The organism is Nostoc sp. FACHB-152 (assembly GCF_014697475.1).
In the GTDB taxonomy this organism is placed as follows: domain Bacteria; phylum Cyanobacteriota; class Cyanobacteriia; order Cyanobacteriales; family Nostocaceae; genus Nostoc_B.
The window spans coordinates 64,415-82,576 of the sequence record NZ_JACJRV010000004.1 but is presented as its reverse complement, the minus strand read 5'-3'; the positions used below and the strand labels follow the sequence as shown (position 1 = coordinate 82,576).

14 protein-coding genes are annotated in these 18,162 nt (G+C 41.5%); 6 read left to right on the top strand and 8 right to left on the bottom strand.

The annotated features are described in order from the left end of the window. Positions 1 to 49: 49 nt before the first annotated feature. A complete protein-coding gene (gene metH, locus H6G76_RS05545; RefSeq protein WP_190696656.1) occupies positions 50 to 3,574 on the bottom strand; it encodes a methionine synthase in 3,525 nt (1,174 codons plus the stop codon). Positions 3,575 to 4,373: 799 nt separating this feature from the next. On the opposite strand from metH, the gene H6G76_RS05540 reads away from it, so the two are divergent. Continuing rightward, positions 4,374 to 5,453, top strand: coding sequence for a hypothetical protein (locus H6G76_RS05540; RefSeq protein WP_190696652.1), 1,080 nt, complete (start codon positions 4,374 to 4,376; stop codon positions 5,451 to 5,453). A gap of 274 nt (positions 5,454 to 5,727) precedes the next feature. Here H6G76_RS05540 and H6G76_RS05535 read toward each other — a convergent pair whose 3' ends face one another. Next, on the bottom strand, positions 5,728 to 5,925 hold the full coding sequence (locus tag H6G76_RS05535; protein ID WP_242056322.1) for a DUF2795 domain-containing protein: 198 nt from the start codon (positions 5,923 to 5,925) through the stop codon (positions 5,728 to 5,730). A gap of 541 nt (positions 5,926 to 6,466) precedes the next feature. On the opposite strand from H6G76_RS05535, the gene H6G76_RS05530 reads away from it, so the two are divergent. Beyond that, entirely contained in the window at positions 6,467 to 6,745 is a 279-nt protein-coding gene (locus H6G76_RS05530) for a hypothetical protein (RefSeq protein WP_190696647.1), read from the top strand. Between the two features lie 346 nt (positions 6,746 to 7,091). Here the strand turns inward: H6G76_RS05530 and H6G76_RS05525 are convergent, their stop codons facing one another. Next, positions 7,092 to 8,777: a patatin-like phospholipase family protein gene (locus H6G76_RS05525; protein ID WP_190696644.1), complete on the bottom strand. Its 1,686-nt coding sequence runs from the start codon at positions 8,775 to 8,777 to the stop codon at positions 7,092 to 7,094. 307 nt (positions 8,778 to 9,084) lie between these two features. On the opposite strand from H6G76_RS05525, the gene H6G76_RS05520 reads away from it, so the two are divergent. The 3 genes from H6G76_RS05520 (at position 9,085) to H6G76_RS05510 (ending at position 11,025) form a co-directional block, all read left to right on the top strand. Continuing rightward, the gene (locus H6G76_RS05520) at positions 9,085 to 9,594 is read left to right on the top strand and encodes an inorganic diphosphatase (RefSeq protein ID WP_190696641.1); all 510 of its coding nucleotides are present in this window, start codon (positions 9,085 to 9,087) and stop codon (positions 9,592 to 9,594) included. 133 nt (positions 9,595 to 9,727) lie between these two features. Then, complete coding sequence (panD, locus tag H6G76_RS05515) at positions 9,728 to 10,111, top strand: aspartate 1-decarboxylase (protein WP_190696638.1); 384 nt, start codon at positions 9,728 to 9,730, stop codon at positions 10,109 to 10,111. 11 nt (positions 10,112 to 10,122) lie between these two features. After that, the gene (locus H6G76_RS05510; protein WP_190696625.1) at positions 10,123 to 11,025 is read left to right on the top strand and encodes an MBL fold metallo-hydrolase; all 903 of its coding nucleotides are present in this window, start codon (positions 10,123 to 10,125) and stop codon (positions 11,023 to 11,025) included. Between the two features lies 1 nt (position 11,026). On the opposite strand, the gene H6G76_RS05505 is transcribed toward H6G76_RS05510, so the two are convergent. From H6G76_RS05505 to H6G76_RS05485, 5 genes are all read right to left on the bottom strand, one after another. Continuing rightward, positions 11,027 to 11,812 (bottom strand): class I SAM-dependent methyltransferase, encoded by a 786-nt coding sequence (locus H6G76_RS05505; protein WP_190696622.1) that lies wholly within the window; start codon positions 11,810 to 11,812, stop codon positions 11,027 to 11,029. Positions 11,813 to 11,897: 85 nt separating this feature from the next. Then, entirely contained in the window at positions 11,898 to 12,965 is a 1,068-nt protein-coding gene (locus H6G76_RS05500) for an anthranilate phosphoribosyltransferase family protein (RefSeq protein ID WP_190696619.1), read from the bottom strand. 117 nt (positions 12,966 to 13,082) lie between these two features. After that, positions 13,083 to 14,024, bottom strand: a complete 942-nt coding sequence (locus tag H6G76_RS05495; protein WP_190696616.1) for a LysR family transcriptional regulator — start codon at positions 14,022 to 14,024, stop codon at positions 13,083 to 13,085. A gap of 268 nt (positions 14,025 to 14,292) precedes the next feature. Then, positions 14,293 to 15,501 carry a HEAT repeat domain-containing protein gene (locus H6G76_RS05490; RefSeq protein WP_190696613.1) on the bottom strand — a complete coding sequence of 403 codons (1,209 nt, stop codon included), beginning with the start codon at positions 15,499 to 15,501 and terminating at the stop codon, positions 14,293 to 14,295. 113 nt (positions 15,502 to 15,614) lie between these two features. Next, positions 15,615 to 16,037: a ubiquinol-cytochrome c reductase iron-sulfur subunit gene (locus tag H6G76_RS05485; protein ID WP_190696610.1), complete on the bottom strand. Its 423-nt coding sequence runs from the start codon at positions 16,035 to 16,037 to the stop codon at positions 15,615 to 15,617. 556 nt (positions 16,038 to 16,593) lie between these two features. Here H6G76_RS05485 and H6G76_RS05480 point away from each other — a divergent pair. Next, the gene (locus H6G76_RS05480) at positions 16,594 to 18,150 is read left to right on the top strand and encodes a ferredoxin--nitrite reductase (RefSeq protein WP_190696607.1); all 1,557 of its coding nucleotides are present in this window, start codon (positions 16,594 to 16,596) and stop codon (positions 18,148 to 18,150) included. The last annotated feature ends 12 nt before the right edge of the window (positions 18,151 to 18,162 follow it).

The window sequence follows — 18,162 nt, the reverse complement described above, 5'->3', positions numbered from 1 at the left end:
AGGTATTTAATTCCCCCACCCGTAGGGATGAGGGGGTGAAGAAGTGAAATTAGGCGCTGAAGTATTTAGCTACTGGGTGGTAGGTAATAATTGCCGTTGTAGACTGTTCTGGATAAAGCTGTTCACTGTCATCCATATACAGGTTAATTCTGCCAGTCTCTAACAACTCCAGTTGCTTGTACTGATCCTGAATATTAGGACAAGCGGGATAGCCAAAACTATACCTTGAACCACGATATTGCTGGGCTAAAATATCCCGAATGTTATCAGGTTCCGACGCAGTAAAACCTAACTCACGACGAATTCTGGCGTGTGTCCACTCAGCCAACGCTTCTGCTACTTGCACCGCCAAACCGTGGAAATACAAATAATCAGTATATTGATTATTTGCAAACAGCTTTTGGGCAAATTCTGTAGCAATTTCCCCCACAGTTACAGCCTGCATCGGGAAGACATCAATTATCCCCGACTCCTTCGGTGCAAAGAAATCTGCAATGCACAACCTTCTTAAAGACTTCTGTCTGGGAAACTCAAAACTTGCTTTTATTTGTGCCTCTGGGTTGTTTGTTTCATATACATACAACGTATTCCCCTCAGCCTGACAAGGGAAATACCCATAGATTACTTGAGGATGTAACAAATTCTCCTCAATAATTCGCTGCTTCCAAGTTTCTAAAACTGGGTAAACTTTCTCATTCAAGAAAGCCTGATACTCTTCTTTTGATTGTTCCTTTGGTTTGCGGAATTGCCATTGTCCAGCAATTAAAGCTTGCAAGTCCATATACCAGAACAATTCTTCTAAAGGAATATCTTCTGGCTGTAATAACTTGCTTCCCCAGAATGGCGGTGTGGGACGTTCAATATCTACCGCTACGGCTTCAGAACGGCGTGTGTCTATGGGGTGTGGGGTGTGGGGTGTAGGGTGTAGGGTGTCTTCAGTATTGGCTTGGTTAGTAGTTTTTGCTTGTTCACTGATTTCATCTAAAAATCCTTGCAAATCATCCCAATTACCACCAGCTTTGGCTGGCATTAATTTATCCATGAAATGCAAGTCAGAGAAAGCATCTTTGCCATAAATCACTTTACCTTTGTAGGCTTTTTGGCAATCATCATGAACAAACTTAGGTGTTAACGCTGCACCGCCTAAAATTACCGGGACAGTAATTCCCTTTTCGTTAAATACCTCCAAGTTTTCTTTCATGAAGGCGGTTGACTTCACCAGCAAACCACTCATGGCAATACAATCAGCTTTGTGTTGATTGTAAGCCTCAATGATATTTTCTACTGGCTGCTTAATTCCCAGGTTAATTACCTTGTAGCCGTTGTTAGATAAGATGATGTCTACTAGGTTTTTACCAATGTCGTGAACATCACCCTTGACTGTGGCAATAATTACGGTTCCTTTAGCATTATTACCCGCTTCGGATTTCTCCATGAACGGTTCTAAGTAAGCCACCGCCGTTTTCATGGTTTCCGCAGACTGCAAGACAAAGGGTAGCTGCATTTGTCCTGAACCGAACAATTCACCGACTACTTTCATGCCATCCAGCAAGAAAGTGTTAATAATCTCCAGTGGTTTGTAAAATTCTAAAGCTTTTGTCAGGTGTTTTTCTAAACCAATGCGTTCACCGTCAATGATGTGGCGTTTGAGAATTTCCTCAATGGGAAGAGTTTCATCAACACCTTTTTCGCGTTTCGCGCTTACCCCAGCAAATAATGTCGTCAGTTCTCCTAAGGGGTCGTAAACGCAGACATCACCGTCAAATTTTCGCTCATCATAAATCAAATGGCGACAAACTTCTTGATGCTGGGCTTCTATCTTAGATAGCGGTAAAATTTTACTGGCACTAACAATTGCTGCATCCATTCCCGCCGCCATTGCTTCATGTAGAAACACCGAATTGAGGACGATACGCGCTGCGGGGGAGAGTCCAAAGGATATATTAGACACACCCAAAATTACATGACATCCCGGTAATTCTTGGCGAATACGGCGAATGACTTCAATGGTGGCTTTGCCGTTTTCTCGGTCTTCTTCAATCCCGGTAGAAATTGGTAGGGCTAAGGTATCAAAGAATATTTCTGTAGCTGGGATACCATATTCTACAGCTTGACGGTAGGCACGTTGAGCGATCGCAAATTTTCTTTCGGCTGTTCGCGCCATGCCTTCTTCATCGATAGTACCAATGACTATACCTGCACCGTACTTTTTCGCCAACTCCAGCACTTTTAAAAAGCGCGGTTCGCCGTCTTCGTAGTTAGTGGAGTTCAGCAAACATTTACCACCAGCAACTTTTAACCCCGCCTCCATCTTTTCCCATTCGGTGGAGTCGAGCATTAAGGGCAGGGTAACATTATTCACAATGCGTGAAACTAATTCGTGCATATCTCGCACACCGTCACGCCCTACATAATCGACGTTAACGTCTAAAATATGTGCGCCTTCTTTAACTTGCGCCCTCGCCATTGATACTAGTCCGTCCCAATCTTCGGCGTTGAGTAAATCGCGGCATTTTTTAGAACCACTAGCGTTAAGGCGTTCACCGACAATTAAAAACGAATTGTCTTGGGTGTAAGGCTGAGTAGTATATATTGATGCAGCTGCCGGTTCTAGGCTTGGCTGTCTGACTTTGGGTTTCAAGTCTTTGGCAATTTCTGCCAATTGTTGAATGTGTTCTGGACGTGTCCCACAGCAACCCCCAATCACTTGGACACCCAAATCTTCAACAAAGTGCATCAAAGACATCCGTAATTCTAGCGGTGTCAAGCGGTAGTGTGCTTGACCGCCAACATTCTCTGGTAAACCCGCGTTAGGAATACAAGAAACCACAAACGGCGAATGTTCTGCCAAATACTTGATGTGTGGTTTCATCAAGTCTGGGCCTGTGGCACAGTTCAAACCGAGAATATCTATTTGATATGGTTCCAAAATGGTCAGTACGGCACTAATTTCTGTACCTACCAGCATTGTCCCCATGCTTTCCATTGTCACCGATACCATCAACGGTAGGCGATCGCCTTTTTTGGCAAAGACTTCTTCAATACCGTTGAGTGCGGCTTTGATTTGCAGCACATCTTGGCAAGTCTCGACAATTAATAAATCCACACCACCATCAATGAGTGCTTCCGCTTGTTCAGCAAAAGCGGCCTTCATCGTATCAAAGTCAATATGTCCCAAGGTGGGTAGTTTGGTTGTCGGGCCGATGGAACCTGCAACAAACCGGGGTTTTTCGGGAGTTGAGAATTCTGCGGCGACACGCTTGGCTAGTTCTGCGGCTGTTTTGCTAAGGTAGTAAGCTTGGTCTGCCAAGTCATATTCTGCCAGTACAATTGAGGCACTACCAAAAGTATCTGTTTCAATCACATCTGCACCAGCCGCGAGAAAGTCACGGTGAACTTTAGCGACAGCTTCAGGTTTTGTGTGGACTAAGTATTCGTTACAGCCTTCATATTGTGCGCCGCCGAAATCTTCAGCAGTCAAGTTTTGAGTTTGCAAGTTAGTACCCATCGCCCCGTCAAAGACAATAACCGGGCTATCTGGACTACGCAAGCGTTCAAGGAAAGGATGAGTCATATTTTCCTAGAGAAAATGAGGAAATTAAGTGAGTCTTGTGATACTCGACTTAATCTATTATTTTCCACAAGGCGACTATAAGCATCAACTTTGGAGAGAGTGAATGAGCATTGCAACCATTGATCTAGAAAAATTCTTTAAGTTTTATAAAGAAATGTGTTACTTTAGTAACTGTGTTTTAATCATTTTTTTACTTGGTATTTAAAGCGATCGCCGTGCGGTTGCTTTTTACTTTTTGATATCATCTCCTAGTAATCAGTGCTGATAGCTATAGGAATCCAGTTTAATTACTGAACATACTTGTGCAAGAAGGCAAGAGGCAACAGCAAAGAAGACCACTAGCAATGTACGGATTTTTTTTTAAAATTAAATATGTATTTTATACAAAATCAATACCCGGTCAGGAAACGACAATATTTAGGCGAAATTTTTAGATTTTCTTAGGCTTAACGGCGATCGTAAATTTACTGATACTGCTAATATTCCCTATATATGCTGTTCTGATGTTGTTGGTTCTGTAACTTTGTAATTTCGGACAAATAAGATACATAAAACTAGCAGCTATGCACATTAGTATGCATATGGCTCAAGTAGCGTAGTTCCCCAGTATTTGATGAAGTAATCATAATATAGCTGTAGACACATAGATGTAGGACATCTTAAAAGGATGAATGCTAGGAATAGTAATACTTTTACCTCCTGCCCTCTGCCTCCTGCTATAACTTGAGTCAGTAAATACCATTTGTTCTAGTTGCGTTCTCATATTAGTACTGTTGCAGTTTATATCATGAGGTGCAAAATGCAACTAAAAATAATCAAAGCATTTCAAGGTTGTATTCAATCTATGCCTAATACAACCAAAAACTTATTTAGACTATTGTCTCTAACTTCTGTATTAGTTGTATCACAAACAAAATTTTTATCGTCAGCAAAGGGACAAAGTACATTTCCAAATTTGTATCAACTACACAATGATGGTGCCATTTGGCAGTATACAGGAATACCATGTGATGGTGACTATTGCCCTGGCTGGCAAAGGTTAGATAATAACCCAAAAGCTAAAGCCATTACTGCGGCTGACAACCAATTGTACCAGCTACATAACGATGGTGCAGTTTGGCAGTATACAGGAACACCATGCTATGGTGACTATTGCTCTGGCTGGCAAAGATTAGATAGGAATCCAAAAACAACAGCTATTGTTGCAGCTGGCAACCAATTGTACCAGCTACATAACGATGGCGGAATTTGGCAGTATACAGGAGCCTCATGCAATGGTAACTATTGCCCTGGTTGGCAAAGATTAGATAAAAACCCAAAAGCTATAGCTATTGCTGCGGATAAAAACCAATTGTACCAGCTACATAATGATGGTGGAATTTGGCAATATACAGGAACACCATGCTATGGTGACTATTGCCCTGGCTGGCAAAGATTAGATAGGAATCCAAAAACTAGAACTATTGTTGCGGCTGGCAACCAGTTGTATCAACTACATAACGATGGTGGAATTTGGCAGTATACAGGAACCCCATGTAATGGTAACTATTGCCCTGGCTGGCAAAGGTTAGATAAAAACCCTAAAGCTACAGCTATTGCTGCGGTTGGTAAGCAATTGTATCAGCTACATAACGATGGTGGAATTTGGCAATATACAGGAACACCATGCTATGGTGACTATTGCCCTGGCTGGCAAAGATTAGATCAGAACCCAAAAACTACAGCTATTGCTGCGGCTGAAACTCAATTGTATCAGCTACATAACGATGGTGCGGTTTGGCAATATACAGGAACACCATGCTATGGTGGATCTTGTCCTGGCTGGCAAAGGTTAGATAGGAACCCAAAAACTAGAGCTATTGTGGCTGGAGAACCTTAAATATGATCCCTATTAAAGTTTGATGATTTGTAACGTTCAAATACTTTGTCTGTTACCACCTCTAATCATCAACTAGCTGTTTATACTCTAGCTTTTGCAATCAAGATAATAGCTTGATTTTATTCCTGCTTCTGGCAGATATAGTTTAGTAAATACTTTACCTGAAGAGCGATCGCATCAGGGGCAGTAATCAGTAAATTTTCTGCCTCTGATGCTATTTTTAGCCATATTATGAACTTAATTTTAGCAAAAACGCAGACAAGCTTTGTTTTTGCTAATTGAGCTTTTCGATAGCTTCGCTCACATCTTTGGCTGTGTCATAATCTTTGTAAGGTATTTTCTTTAAAACCCGAAGCACTTTCTCATCAGCACCTTTTTCTTCGGCATTTTTAATCAAATCTTTCTTGCTAATTGGATAATCAACCTCATTCAAGCTTTTATTTAGCTGTATCAAGTTTATTCTACTCATCATGGTGATTCTCCTCAATAGTCAAAGTTGTTTACTAATTTCAGCCAGCAAAATCATCCGATTTGAATTTTGAGATTTTAAATAAATTGATTTTGCCGATGAATCTGCTTTTACCTCCGCTTCATGGTTAATTAGATAGTCAAAAAGAAGGGTGTGGGGTGTAGTGAAATCATTAGGGGCTTCCAATTGATTGCGGGGCAGGATGTAAAAAATAAAATTTTCTCTCTCTTCCCCACACCCGCGCTTATCCGCACCTTACACTCTAGTTTTGGTTAATTGGAAATATTTTAACCTCTTGTAATCATCCATACTTTTAAATTTTACACACCCGCTTGACATCATACTAATGATAGATTTTATGTTAATTATATATTTAAATAATTTACAAATAATCAAGCCAGATATGCTGATAGTTAAAACTACGTCTTTTAGTATAGTTAGATGTGAAGAAATTCATTACTTAAATATCAGCAATTAGATGCTAGAGTCTAAAGCTATCTCAATGTTTTAATTCAGTTAAATTTAGTTAGTGCAATTCAAAACAATGGAAAATACATTAGTTGATAAAACCTTTCGTGACAGTAATGGCAATGTTGTGATCGCACAAATGCCCAACCTCCCACTGATTGTTTGGTTTGTAACGACTATACTTTCGCTAATCTTGATGACTGGGACAATCAATACAGTGTTGAATGTAGTAGCAAATGGTTCCTTGTTTACCTGGGCTTGGCTGGAATTATTTCAAGGCGTTAATTATTTTCGCAGAGCGTTAGGTTTTGCTGTGTTGATTGGCATTATCGCCTTCAACATTCAGCATCAATAACGATTCATCTACACTCTGAAAATGTTAAAACTCTACGAAAAATCTATCTGTAGCTGGATTTTCGTGAATTGGTATCAGTAATTAAAAACCTAAACCCCCAGCCCTCTTCTCGACAAGGTATGAGGGGGGTAAACTGTTATTTTACAACCGCATCCTTACCAAGAGCGATCGCCTGCTGAGAATAAAAAAAGTGGGTAGTTGTTCTCCCCACTTGTCACACTTTAGTACTCTACAAGTTGTACCTTTGCCATCTACTCATGAAATCAGTTGGAATACTGAAATATATTTTTATCCACATTAGTTAAGTCGGTCTACCTAAGTATGTGGGTAAGTATAAGTCAGAGAATTATAGTTGACCGTGCTTTCTTAAATCTTCTTCGATATAATTTCTGATTCCTTTGATTAATTGTCCACGCTGAAAAAGCCAGAGTACATTTAAAAGATTCCGAAACACACCATTTAGAGGTAACTGCTTTATTAAACGAGGAAAAGCATCTTGAAAACGAGCTTTGATTTGATTTTCTAGGGAATCTAGTTGTTCTTGCGGATATTGGGGCCACTCCGCGAGGGGAACTTCTTTTGCTGCTGAACCAACTAAAGGAATAATTGGCAAAAAGTAGGGGTTATCTTGATCTTGTTTGCGAACTTGCCATTTTGGATGATTCTTTAGTGTTTCCGGCCAGCAATTAAATAGCGAGTTAGAGGGCGATAAAACAAAATAGTCTTTGAGAAACTTTTGGCAATTACGACGACCAAGTATATAGTCGTGGTGGCGGAAACTCTGGTGTAAGAAGCCACCAAAAGCCCTAACGCTACCGCAAGCTAAAGGACTTAAGCGATTACCATCTCTGACGGGGCTAATTAAAAAGCGGCTGTAGATATCTTCATCTTGGGCTAAAATTAATTCTTCTGGTTTGAACCTGGCATTAGCCATCAGCGAGTAAAATAACCGCATCACGATATTGAGTAAATCATATTTAGGATTTTCTACTGCTACATCATTAGGAAAAGGATCGATTAAAACAGTAGCCCGTTTTGCTTGTTGTGGTTCTCGCGGGTTCTGCTGTTCACCATCTCGCAAAAGTCCTCGAACAAGTTCTATTGGTTCGTTGTTAACAGTACCCCCATCAACTGCAACAAATTCGTAAGGGCCTGTACCGACTAATGATATATCTGGGGCAATAGAGCGATATGTATAACATTGACCTGTGGAAATCAAAGTGGGTACTTTCCATTGGTGCTTCTCATATTCCTTGATACTAGTTCTGACTAAATTACGAGGAGCTAAACCTACTGGATACGCACTACTAGCTAAAGCTGCGTCAACCATCAATTGCCATGCATTGACATTACTACCATTTGGATTCAGAAGAATCGCATTACTTTCAGATTCAGTATTTGTCCCCAAAGCAAATTGCATATAATCTGCATGGTGAATCATCCTGTGTCCTTTAATATTAGGGTCGGCTCCTTGCGTTGATACTAAATAAGGAACACCACGCAGATTAGTGACACACATATAAACTTGCAGTGGGTCAGCGAGATAAGGTCTTTGTTTTAATGGTTTTTTGTTATTAATAACATTATTAATCACATTTTTACCGATAGTATCAAGAATACTAGAGTCTAAAACTGATAATAATGGAGCTTGAGGATTAGCTAAATCTTGACTCTTCAACAATTGAGAAATATCAATTTTTTGTACCCATGACTCATAGAACTTATTATTTTTTACAGGCTGCTCTTTTGGATCTTGAGTTACAGGGATGATTTCATCATATAAAGCAGCAGTAGCGATCGCAGCTGTAACGGCACCGGCAGAAGTTCCAGAAATAGCCTTGATAATAACATCATGACAAGGAATTTCCCATTGAGAGTAATCGTCACCGTGTAGTTGCTGTTGAATTTGTTTTTGTTGATACCAGTTATCAAGGGCCTCAATTAAAAAATCAATCACACCAGAACTATATGCGCCAGCAGAAACAGCACCAGACAAAACTAACCCAATTTCAAAAGCAGTTTTCTCTTGCATAAATTTATTTTTCCTTTTGAGGGCTTATGATCAATTAAGCTAAATACACAAGCAGCAAGATAAATTACAACCAGAACATTAATATCGCGTCGCCAGCCTGAAGTTTTTACTTATATTGATGAATCACCCTAGCATTCTTCGCGCCTAGTACAACAAATCAGCTACACTCTTACACCAGTGTTTTTGAAAGAAGATGACAATCAGGCTGTGAAATACCTTGGGGATAAGTCCCTCTTGGCCATAAAATTCTACACGGGGAACCAAACAGAGTGCATCCCCAATTAACAGTTAGCCGAGGAGTTTTGTTGTGGACTTATCCCGTATTCCTGCCCAACCGAAACCGGGTCTGATCAACGTTCTAATTGAAATCCCAGGCGGGAGTAAGAATAAATACGAGTATGACAAAGAATTGGAAGCATTTGCCTTAGACCGAGTACTTTTTTCTTCGGTCAGGTATCCATACGACTACGGCTTTGTACCCAACACTTTGGCTGATGATGGCGACCCCTTAGATGGTATGGTCATTATCGATGAACCAACCTTTCCTGGCTGTATCATTGCTGCGCGACCAATAGGTATGTTAGAGATGATCGATGGTGGCGATCGCGATGAAAAAATTCTTTGTGTACCCGACAAAGATCCACGTTATACTCACGTAAAATCTCTCAACGACGTAGCACCACACCGCTTAGAAGAAATTGCTGAATTTTTCCGGACTTATAAAAATTTGGAAAAAAAGGTGACAGAAATTCTTGGTTGGCAAGATGTTGGTAAAGTCTCAGCCTTAGTAGAACAATGCATCAAAGCTGCTAAATAAATATAGCTGAGTGAGGAGTGCTGAATGTTGATTCTTCACTCCTCACTCCTCATTTTTAGCTACCCTGGAGTAAACTGTTCAAAAGTTTGTTAATTGCAGATTGCAAACCTGCCCACAAAATTCTAAAAACCACATGCAGCGCACTGTTCTTTTGGCAAAAATCCACAACTGCACCCTCACGGGGGCGAATATTAACTACGTAGGCAGTATTAGCATTGATGAAATATTGCTAGAAAAAGCTGGTATTTTGCCCTACGAGCAAGTGCAAGTAGTGAACATTGCCAATGGTGAACGCTTCATTACTTATGCAATTACGGCTCCAGCCAATTCAGGAATCATTGAGTTAAATGGGGCTGCCGCCCGTCTAGGCATTGTAGGCGATCGCTTGATTATAATGGCTTACGGGCAGTTCTCTTTGGAAGAGTTAAAAAATTACTCTCCTACAGTAGTCATTGTGGATGAAAAAAACCGACCCTTAGAAGTGCGGCACTACGATGATCTGCTCAGTAAGGTCTAATAATCAGGAAAATGTCAAATTTTGCGCCGTCGGATTCCCAAAGCTCGGTAACTCAAACCATAAATAACACTCAAAGTAGTTCAGTGACTAAATTTCTTGTACAATTTTGGGGTGTCAGAGGTTTAATCGCAACTCCAGGTAGCGCTGCTCATCGCTATGGCGGTAACACTGCTTGTGTCGAAGTCAAAGTGGCAGGCAAACGCTTGATTTTTGACGGGGGTACTGGTTTACGTACCCTTGGTAAAAACTTACGCCAACTGCAACAACCTTTAGAAGCACATTTATTTTTTACGAACTCTCAATCAAACCGCATCCAAGGGTTTCCTTTTTTTGCCCCAGCATTTGTTCCAGAAAACCGTTTCCATATTTACGGTTCGGCTGCTTCTAATAGTGCTTCTATTAAACAATGTCTGTGCGATCAAATGCTTCAGCCGCACTTTCCCTATCCTCTCCAGGTAATGCAGTCAGATTTGCAGTTCTATCATCTGATTCCAGGCAATGAGGTACAGCTAGATGAAATCACTATTACCACAGCATTAATCAATCAAACTCAGCGTTCTATTGGCTACCGTGTTTCTTGGCAAGAATATAGCATGGCTTATGTCACAGATTTAACCAAGAATGCCGAGCCAGCTGATAAAGAGCAGATTTTACAGCTTGTCAAAGGTGTTAACCTGCTGATAGCCAACGCCACATACATTCCGCCTACAGCCAACAACCACGAATCATCTGATTTACACTGGCAAGCAGCTGTAGAATTGGCCCAAAGTGGGGGAGTACAAACATTAGTTATTTCTCATCATCATCCAGATGATGATGATAATTTTCTCGATCAAGTACAAGCCGATGTGCAAGCTGTCTTTCCGCAAGCCTTACTAGCCTGTGAAGGTTTAGTTTTAGCGATTAACAAATGATTTATTTAACACATTTGAGCGTGCCATATATTCCGCGAGTTTCCACCTGCACATAGTCTGGATGAAAACCTGCGGCGATCGCCAGCTGCCGCAACTCATCTTGAGTGAAGAACCGAAACACAATGCTGGGCAACGGTTGCAGGAATGTAGTTGCAAATAGCTTACCACCACTACGTAAGACGCGGTAAATATTACGCATACCCTGTTCAGCATCAGGCCAGCAGTGCATAGCAGCACCACTATAAACGGCATTTAGAGAATTTGCTGCCAACGGTAACGCTCCCACATCGCCACGGATGATGGTTATCTGGGATGGCGGTATGCCATTTAGTTGCATTTGTTGTTGTAGTTGCCCTAGCATCGCCTCTGAGTAATCCAGTGCGATAATCTGCTCACATCGTTGCAATAATGCCAATTGTCGGGCAATAATGCCTGTTCCACAACTAATATCAGCTACAACACCTGAATTATTGCCAAAAAATTCGAGACACTGCTGAAATTCAATATCTATACCGCCAACATTACGTAACCCCATTGCCCAAATTGGCGGTAGGATACGCTCGTATAAAAAAGAAATTATTGGTAAGCGAAATAATTCAGTGCGTAGAGGTGGTGAATTTACAGCAGCCTCACCCTTGACTATTTCAGGAGTTAGGTCTATCAAACAAGAGGGGATTTTTGCTACTTCGTTGCGGAAGTAATTGTGACACTGATTGCACTCTTGTGGGGCAGTGGTGAGAGTTTTTTGACAAACAGGGCAAGCGATCGCTTCCTGTAAACTAGACATAGCTTTTTGGATATCTGGGCTAGGTTGTTATTTTACGGTGGAAATAGCCTGAGTTATACGCTAGTTAGCGATCGCATTTACTATTTCAAATGTGCTGCAAGGCATTTTCAAAAGCTGAATTAACTACCTCAGTCAGTTCTTGGAGTTTGGCTGCGACTGCACCATTAGTTAATAGTTCTTCTGCCTTAGCCATACCCGATCGCATATCTGAACAAATACCACTGCGCCAGAGATAAAATCCACCATTCCATAGGGCTGTTTGCATTAATTCCCCAGGTTTCCCAGCTAGGATATCTTGAATTTGAGTAATTAGTTCTTCGGTAGTTCCCAACGGTACATTCTTGCTAGTAATCCCATAATCATGCGGAGATAGCAGCAGTCTTTCTAAATCTGGGGATGCTGATAAGGCAATGATAGCAGTGCGATCGCGTGGTAAATCGTTACTGCCTTCTAAACCCTTGACTAATGTATATTTTTTCGCTCCCCTTAATTCCAAAGCTCCGTGGAACATCGCTTCTGTCGGTGGATGCACAAATCCGGCAATTATATGGGCATCCCCAGCATAAGGACACCATATTAATTCCATTGTGGCAAAGGGCGGACGTTTACCAAGTTGGTCGCGGTATTCCCAAATACTGGTGCTTAAAGGAAAATGCTTCGGTGTATAAATAAAACCAATTCCGGTTTGTTCAAATACTTGCTGGGTTTTAGGCAAAGATAAAGCAGTCCAATCAACGCCCAAACCCTGCCAAATTTCTATTAAAGGTAAACCGTATTTTGTCGGCAAGCGATCGCCACCATGCATCACCACAGGTTGTCCAGCCGTGGCCAGGAGTAAAGCTGTGACTGGGCTAATGGGTGCAGTGCGCGTTCTGCCATCATAAGGTATGCCAAATACTATTGGTAGAGGTGCGCTGGTAATTGGTTGGAGTTTTGGCCCTAGTTCATCATAGGCATCTAACATCCCTGCTAACTCTTCACCAGTCGGGCGTTTGATGCGGTGGGCAATTAAAAATGCGCCAATTTGGGCTGGTGTTGCTTCCCCCAACAACATCATTTTGGTAGCAGTTGCAGCTTCAGCACGGGTCAAATTTTCTCCTGTGTGGTTGCCACTGCCTACTTTTTTTAGTAGTTCCCTGAAGATATTACTCATAGTTAGTCATTGGTCATTGGTCATTGGTCATTTGTCATTGGTCATTTGTCATTACTTTTTAAAGTTAAGACTATAGACTTTGGACTATTGACCATTGACATTTGACTAATCATAACTTTACGAAGCCGATCGCTGTTCTTCCGATTGGGGAGGAATATTTTTTAACACCAATTCCCAAAAATGCTTGATTGGTGGAATCTGGAGGCGGTCTTGAGTTGTGACCATAACTACTCGACGCGTAAAGTTAGCATTGTCTGACATACCAATGCTATTAGCTAGGGGGCGTATTGTTAAGGTGGGGTCTTGACGTGCTTCTACTAATGCGGAGGTGGGCAACAAAGCGATTAATTCACCTTGACGCACAACGCCACGAAAGGCATCTAGGGTGTTGACTTCTAATGCTGCTTGCAGAGTGGCTTCTAATCGCTCAAATTTATCTTGTACTAACCTTTGCATCCCATAACCATCTTTAAAAACTACTTGAGGATAACGCACTAATTCTGACCAAGGGATGCGGTCATATTGGGCTAGAGGATGATTAACTGCGGTGAGGACTTCTATTGGTTCCTCATATAAAACTTCGACTACCATTTCTCTAGCGGTAGTTAAAAAGCGATTATTCATAACGATCGCTAAATCAACTAATCCATCTTTGAGAACCTTCAAGGCGCGATCGCTTCCTAATGATGTGACTCGCAGTTGTACTTGGGGGTAATCATGACAAAACTTTTGTAATACTGGTGGCAGGTAAGAACCACACATCGAATGAATCGCCGCAATACACAGTTCTGGCTGTTTGCCTGCCATTAAATCTGCTATCTCTTGGGTTGCAACCTGCCACTCTTGGCAAATCTTGCGGACACGCGGCAGTAACCGTTCACCGCCTAAGGTCAATTTGGCATGGCTAGTTCTGTGAAATAGTTCTAAGCCTAAGTCCGCTTCCAAAGCTTGAATCTGCCGGCTGATAGTTGATTGAGTGACACCACATTGTCTGGCTGCTTGTTGGAAGCTGCCAGTGTCTGCGATCGCCAAAAAAGCTTGCAACTGCTCTAGTCGCATGATAATGTAGCCTGAATTACATTTGTGGCTCTCATTAAGTTAACGGTTTTTCCTAAAAAATTTGGTAGAGTTTGTTACAACTTCAGTAAACAGTCATCAGTCATCAGTCATCAGTAAAGGGGCTTGAAAGTTTTATCTAATCTGGGTTTTATAAGGAGTTAATGTTTGAACAACTGCTATATCCGTTATCAATGCGTATGGTGAGGAAATCTTAAGTACCACTTACCGTTGACCTTTAGATAAATATATTGTGTTTACTGATAACTGTTTACTGTTGATGCACAACCTCTGGACTTAATTTTTTGAGGGCTGCGATCGCGTGCAATCGTACCTGTTCATGGGGGTCTTGCGTCAGAATAGTTAATGGAGTGATAGCTTGTTGATTACCTAACTGTCCCAAAGATAAAGCGATCGCACTTTTGATAGTCACAATTTCTGTAGCTGGATGTTGTGTTTGCAGCAATTCCAACAAAATTTCTGTAGCTTTTGTAACTAATTCTAGTTTTTCTACTCGTCCCAATACTGTGACAATTTCCTGACACAATATTTCTGATTTATTTTGGGCAAAAGCCTGCTGCAAATATTCCAAACCCGATAGTGTCCCCACCCAAACCAAAGCGCGAATAATTTCTAATTGTAAGGTGATGGGTGTGTGGGGTGACATTAGCACCGTAAATAAATGATGGGTAGTATTATCACCACCCAAACGGGAAAGGGCAACTGCCGCAGCACTACAAACTTCAATATTGAAGTCATACAGCATAGGTTGCAGCCGTGCTAATAAATTTAACTCTGCACATAAATCAGGGCGGGAACTTAAACCTAAGACCGCAACGCGCCTAACTGTAGGCACCACATCATTTAAAGCTTTTAATAGCACAGGTGGCACACGTTGATCGTGAAAACTACTGAGGGCTTCTATGGCTGTAGCGCGGACTGCAACTTCGGCATCTTGTACCACACTCAATAATGGCGTGATAGTTTCTGGAGTGCGAATATAAGCAAGCGATCGCACCGCCAAAAGTCTTGTATCATCTTGTTTTAAAAGTTGGGAGAGTTCAGTAATTGCCAGACTACCCATTTGTCCTAAAGCTGTAGCGGCGATCGCTTTTAATTCTTCATCTTCACTCTTTCTAAGTAACTCTACCAAAGGTGCGATCGCATCTGGATGCTGCAACTCGCCTAAAGTCCGTGCCGCATACCAATGTAATTCTTCCTCTGCATCTTCGTCTGCTAAAATTTCAATCAATGGCGTAATGGCAATATTTCCTAAGCGAACTAATACTTTCGTAATCTCCCAACGTTGCTGAAAATCTCCCATTTCTAAAACTGAGAGTGCTAATTCTAGTATATTTTTTGAATATTGATTATCCTCTACCAAAATCAACTGTTGCAGATATTGAATCAACGATGACCAGTCAGCTGCATCATGCGCTGTCTGTGCCTGCACCAAAAGCGGGTTGATATTGCCTTGCATAAAAAACTAGAGAGTAAGGAATCAGGAGTAGGGAGTAGGGGAGAAAAGTTTGACTTTGAAATGTCATCCTTTAGTCTTTTGCCTCTTGTCTTTTAACAAATGACCATTGACTATTAACTCTTGACTACAACAGAATCGCCCTCAATTTTAGCGGTGTAAGTCTTAAGTGGTTTTTTAGCGGGGCCTTTTTGTGCCTGACCGTCAACTCCAAATTCTGATTTGTGACAGGGGCAGGCAAATTGTTTTGTGTTTGCTTTCCAAGCGACAGTGCAGCCTTTATGAGTACAAGTAGGATCAACTGCAATTAAATTTGCGGTTTGAGATGTACCCACTACCAAAACAGTTCCGACAGGGGAGTTTTTGACTAAAAGTTGACCAGTCTGATCTAATTCTTTGGCAGAACCTACTTTTTGCCAATCCCCAGAGGAGGCAGGACTGATTTCACTTGTTTGGGAAGAACAAGCAGCAATAGCAACTGGTAGGCTACTAACTATAAAACCTAAACCAACCCAATTGATAAAATCACGACGTTTCATAGTTGTGGAAATTATTTATTCTAGATTAACAGCGATTAGCTTACTCTACGGTTAGTAGCTTGCAGAGGCTTCACTATCAATAGAAAATCTATAATTTTTTGTTCATACCTATTTATGAATCTATGGTTTTGCATCACTCATTTACTCAGTGTGATGCAGAAAACGCATTATTGTCATCCGTAATTCGCAATTTTACTAGGAATTTGTAGCTATTTATACGATTTTAGCAGAGATCTGAGACTAACCTTGAAAGTATCGAAATTGTTACATAAACAATAGCGGTGTTTACTTGGTGAGTTTTCATAATGTAAAACATCACAAACTACTTCCCAGACTTTACGAAGTTGCGTTCGGTTAAAGACAGACTCCTGCCTGTCAATTAACAAGTAGACATACCATCTGAGAATGCACTTAAAACTTAGAAATCAGCCATAGATAAATATTCAATTTAAAGTCTCCAAAACTCGTAGAACTAAAATCCAGACTACGGGTTGATTGATATTGGGTAACTACCGCCTGAAGTTCTCACTGGATTAGCAATAATGAGAGTTAGCTCATGACAGATACAGGAACCACTACCAAAACCAGCGTCAATAAGTTTGAAAAATTCAAAGCTGAAAAAGACGGACTCGCCGTTAAAGCAGAGATTGAGAAATTTGCCGCCCTTGGTTGGGAAGCAATGGACGAAACCGACCGGGATCATCGACTCAAGTGGTTGGGAGTATTTTTCCGTCCAGTTACCCCTGGCAAGTTCATGATGCGGTTGCGGATGCCCAACGGTATTCTCACCAGCGACCAAATGCGTGTATTAGCAGAAGTATTGCAGCGTTATGGCGATGATGGCAGTGCTGACATTACTACCAGACAGAATATTCAATTGCGGGGCATCAGAATTGAAGATTTACCCGATATCTTCAATAAATTCCAAAACGTTGGGTTAACTAGTGTGCAGTCAGGGATGGATAACGTCCGCAACATCACAGGCGATCCCGTAGCTGGACTGGATGCAGATGAACTGTTCAACACGCGAGATTTGGTGCAGCAAATTCAAGATATGCTCACCAACAAAGGCGAAGGCAACCCAGAGTTTAGCAACCTACCTCGCAAGTTTAATATCGCCATCACAGGTGGACGGGATAATTCAGTTCACGCAGAAATCAACGATTTGGCATTCGTTCCAGCATTCAAAGAGGCAACATTCGGCTTTAACATCCTGGTTGGTGGCTTCTTCTCTGCTAAACGTTGTGATGCTGCAATTCCCTTAAATGCTTGGGTAGCCCCAGAAGATATAGTAGCTGTATGTAGAGCCGTTTTAGAAGTATTTCGAGACAATGGCTCACGCGCCAACCGCCTGAAATCCCGTTTGATGTGGCTAATTGATGAATGGGGTATAGATAAGTTGCGCGCCGAAGTTGAACAGCGTTTAGGTAAGTCATTGTTACCTGCTGCGCCCAAAGATGAAATTGATTGGGAAAAACGCGACCATATCGGTGTATATAAGCAAAAACAACCAGGATTTAACTATGTAGGCTTTAACATTCCGGTTGGGCGGTTGTATGCCGAAGATATGTTTGAAATTGCGCGATTAGCAGAAGTTTACGGCAGTGGTGAAATCAGACTGACAGTTGAACAAAATATCATCATTCCCAATATTTCTGATTCCAGCCTCGGAACATTGTTGGCAGAACCTCTCCTAGAAAGATTTTCCATCAATCCAGGGGTGTTAGAGCGATCGCTAGTTTCCTGCACAGGCGCACAATTTTGCAACTTCGCCCTCATCGAAACTAAAAACCGCGCTCTAGCCACTATTAAAGCCTTAGAAGCAGACTTAGCCTTCACTCAGCCAGTCCGCATTCATTGGACTGGATGCCCCAACTCGTGCGGACAGCCACAAGTTGCAGACATCGGCTTAATGGGTACTAAAGCTCGTAAAAATGGCAAAGCCGTAGAAGGCGTAGACATCTATATGGGTGGCAAAGTCGGCAAGGACGCTCATTTAGGAACCTGTGCAATTAAAGGCATACCCTGCGAAGACTTGCAGCCAGTATTGCAAGAGTTACTCATCAAGCACTTCGGCGCAAAGCCCAAACAAGAAGCTTTGGTTGAAGTCTGAAATTTTATACTT

Coding starts and splice junctions, on each gene's coding strand:
- metH (WP_190696656.1), bottom strand. CDS start 3,574: ATGACTCATCCTTTCCTTGAACGCTTGCGTAGTCCAGATAGCCCGGTT.
- H6G76_RS05540 (WP_190696652.1), top strand. CDS start 4,374: ATGCAACTAAAAATAATCAAAGCATTTCAAGGTTGTATTCAATCTATG.
- H6G76_RS05535 (WP_242056322.1), bottom strand. CDS start 5,925: ATGATGAGTAGAATAAACTTGATACAGCTAAATAAAAGCTTGAATGAG.
- H6G76_RS05530 (WP_190696647.1), top strand. CDS start 6,467: ATGGAAAATACATTAGTTGATAAAACCTTTCGTGACAGTAATGGCAAT.
- H6G76_RS05525 (WP_190696644.1), bottom strand. CDS start 8,777: ATGCAAGAGAAAACTGCTTTTGAAATTGGGTTAGTTTTGTCTGGTGCT.
- panD (WP_190696638.1), top strand. CDS start 9,728: ATGCAGCGCACTGTTCTTTTGGCAAAAATCCACAACTGCACCCTCACG.
- H6G76_RS05510 (WP_190696625.1), top strand. CDS start 10,123: ATGTCAAATTTTGCGCCGTCGGATTCCCAAAGCTCGGTAACTCAAACC.
- H6G76_RS05505 (WP_190696622.1), bottom strand. CDS start 11,812: ATGTCTAGTTTACAGGAAGCGATCGCTTGCCCTGTTTGTCAAAAAACT.
- H6G76_RS05500 (WP_190696619.1), bottom strand. CDS start 12,965: ATGAGTAATATCTTCAGGGAACTACTAAAAAAAGTAGGCAGTGGCAAC.
- H6G76_RS05495 (WP_190696616.1), bottom strand. CDS start 14,024: ATGCGACTAGAGCAGTTGCAAGCTTTTTTGGCGATCGCAGACACTGGC.
- H6G76_RS05490 (WP_190696613.1), bottom strand. CDS start 15,501: ATGCAAGGCAATATCAACCCGCTTTTGGTGCAGGCACAGACAGCGCAT.
- H6G76_RS05485 (WP_190696610.1), bottom strand. CDS start 16,037: ATGAAACGTCGTGATTTTATCAATTGGGTTGGTTTAGGTTTTATAGTT.
- H6G76_RS05480 (WP_190696607.1), top strand. CDS start 16,594: ATGACAGATACAGGAACCACTACCAAAACCAGCGTCAATAAGTTTGAA.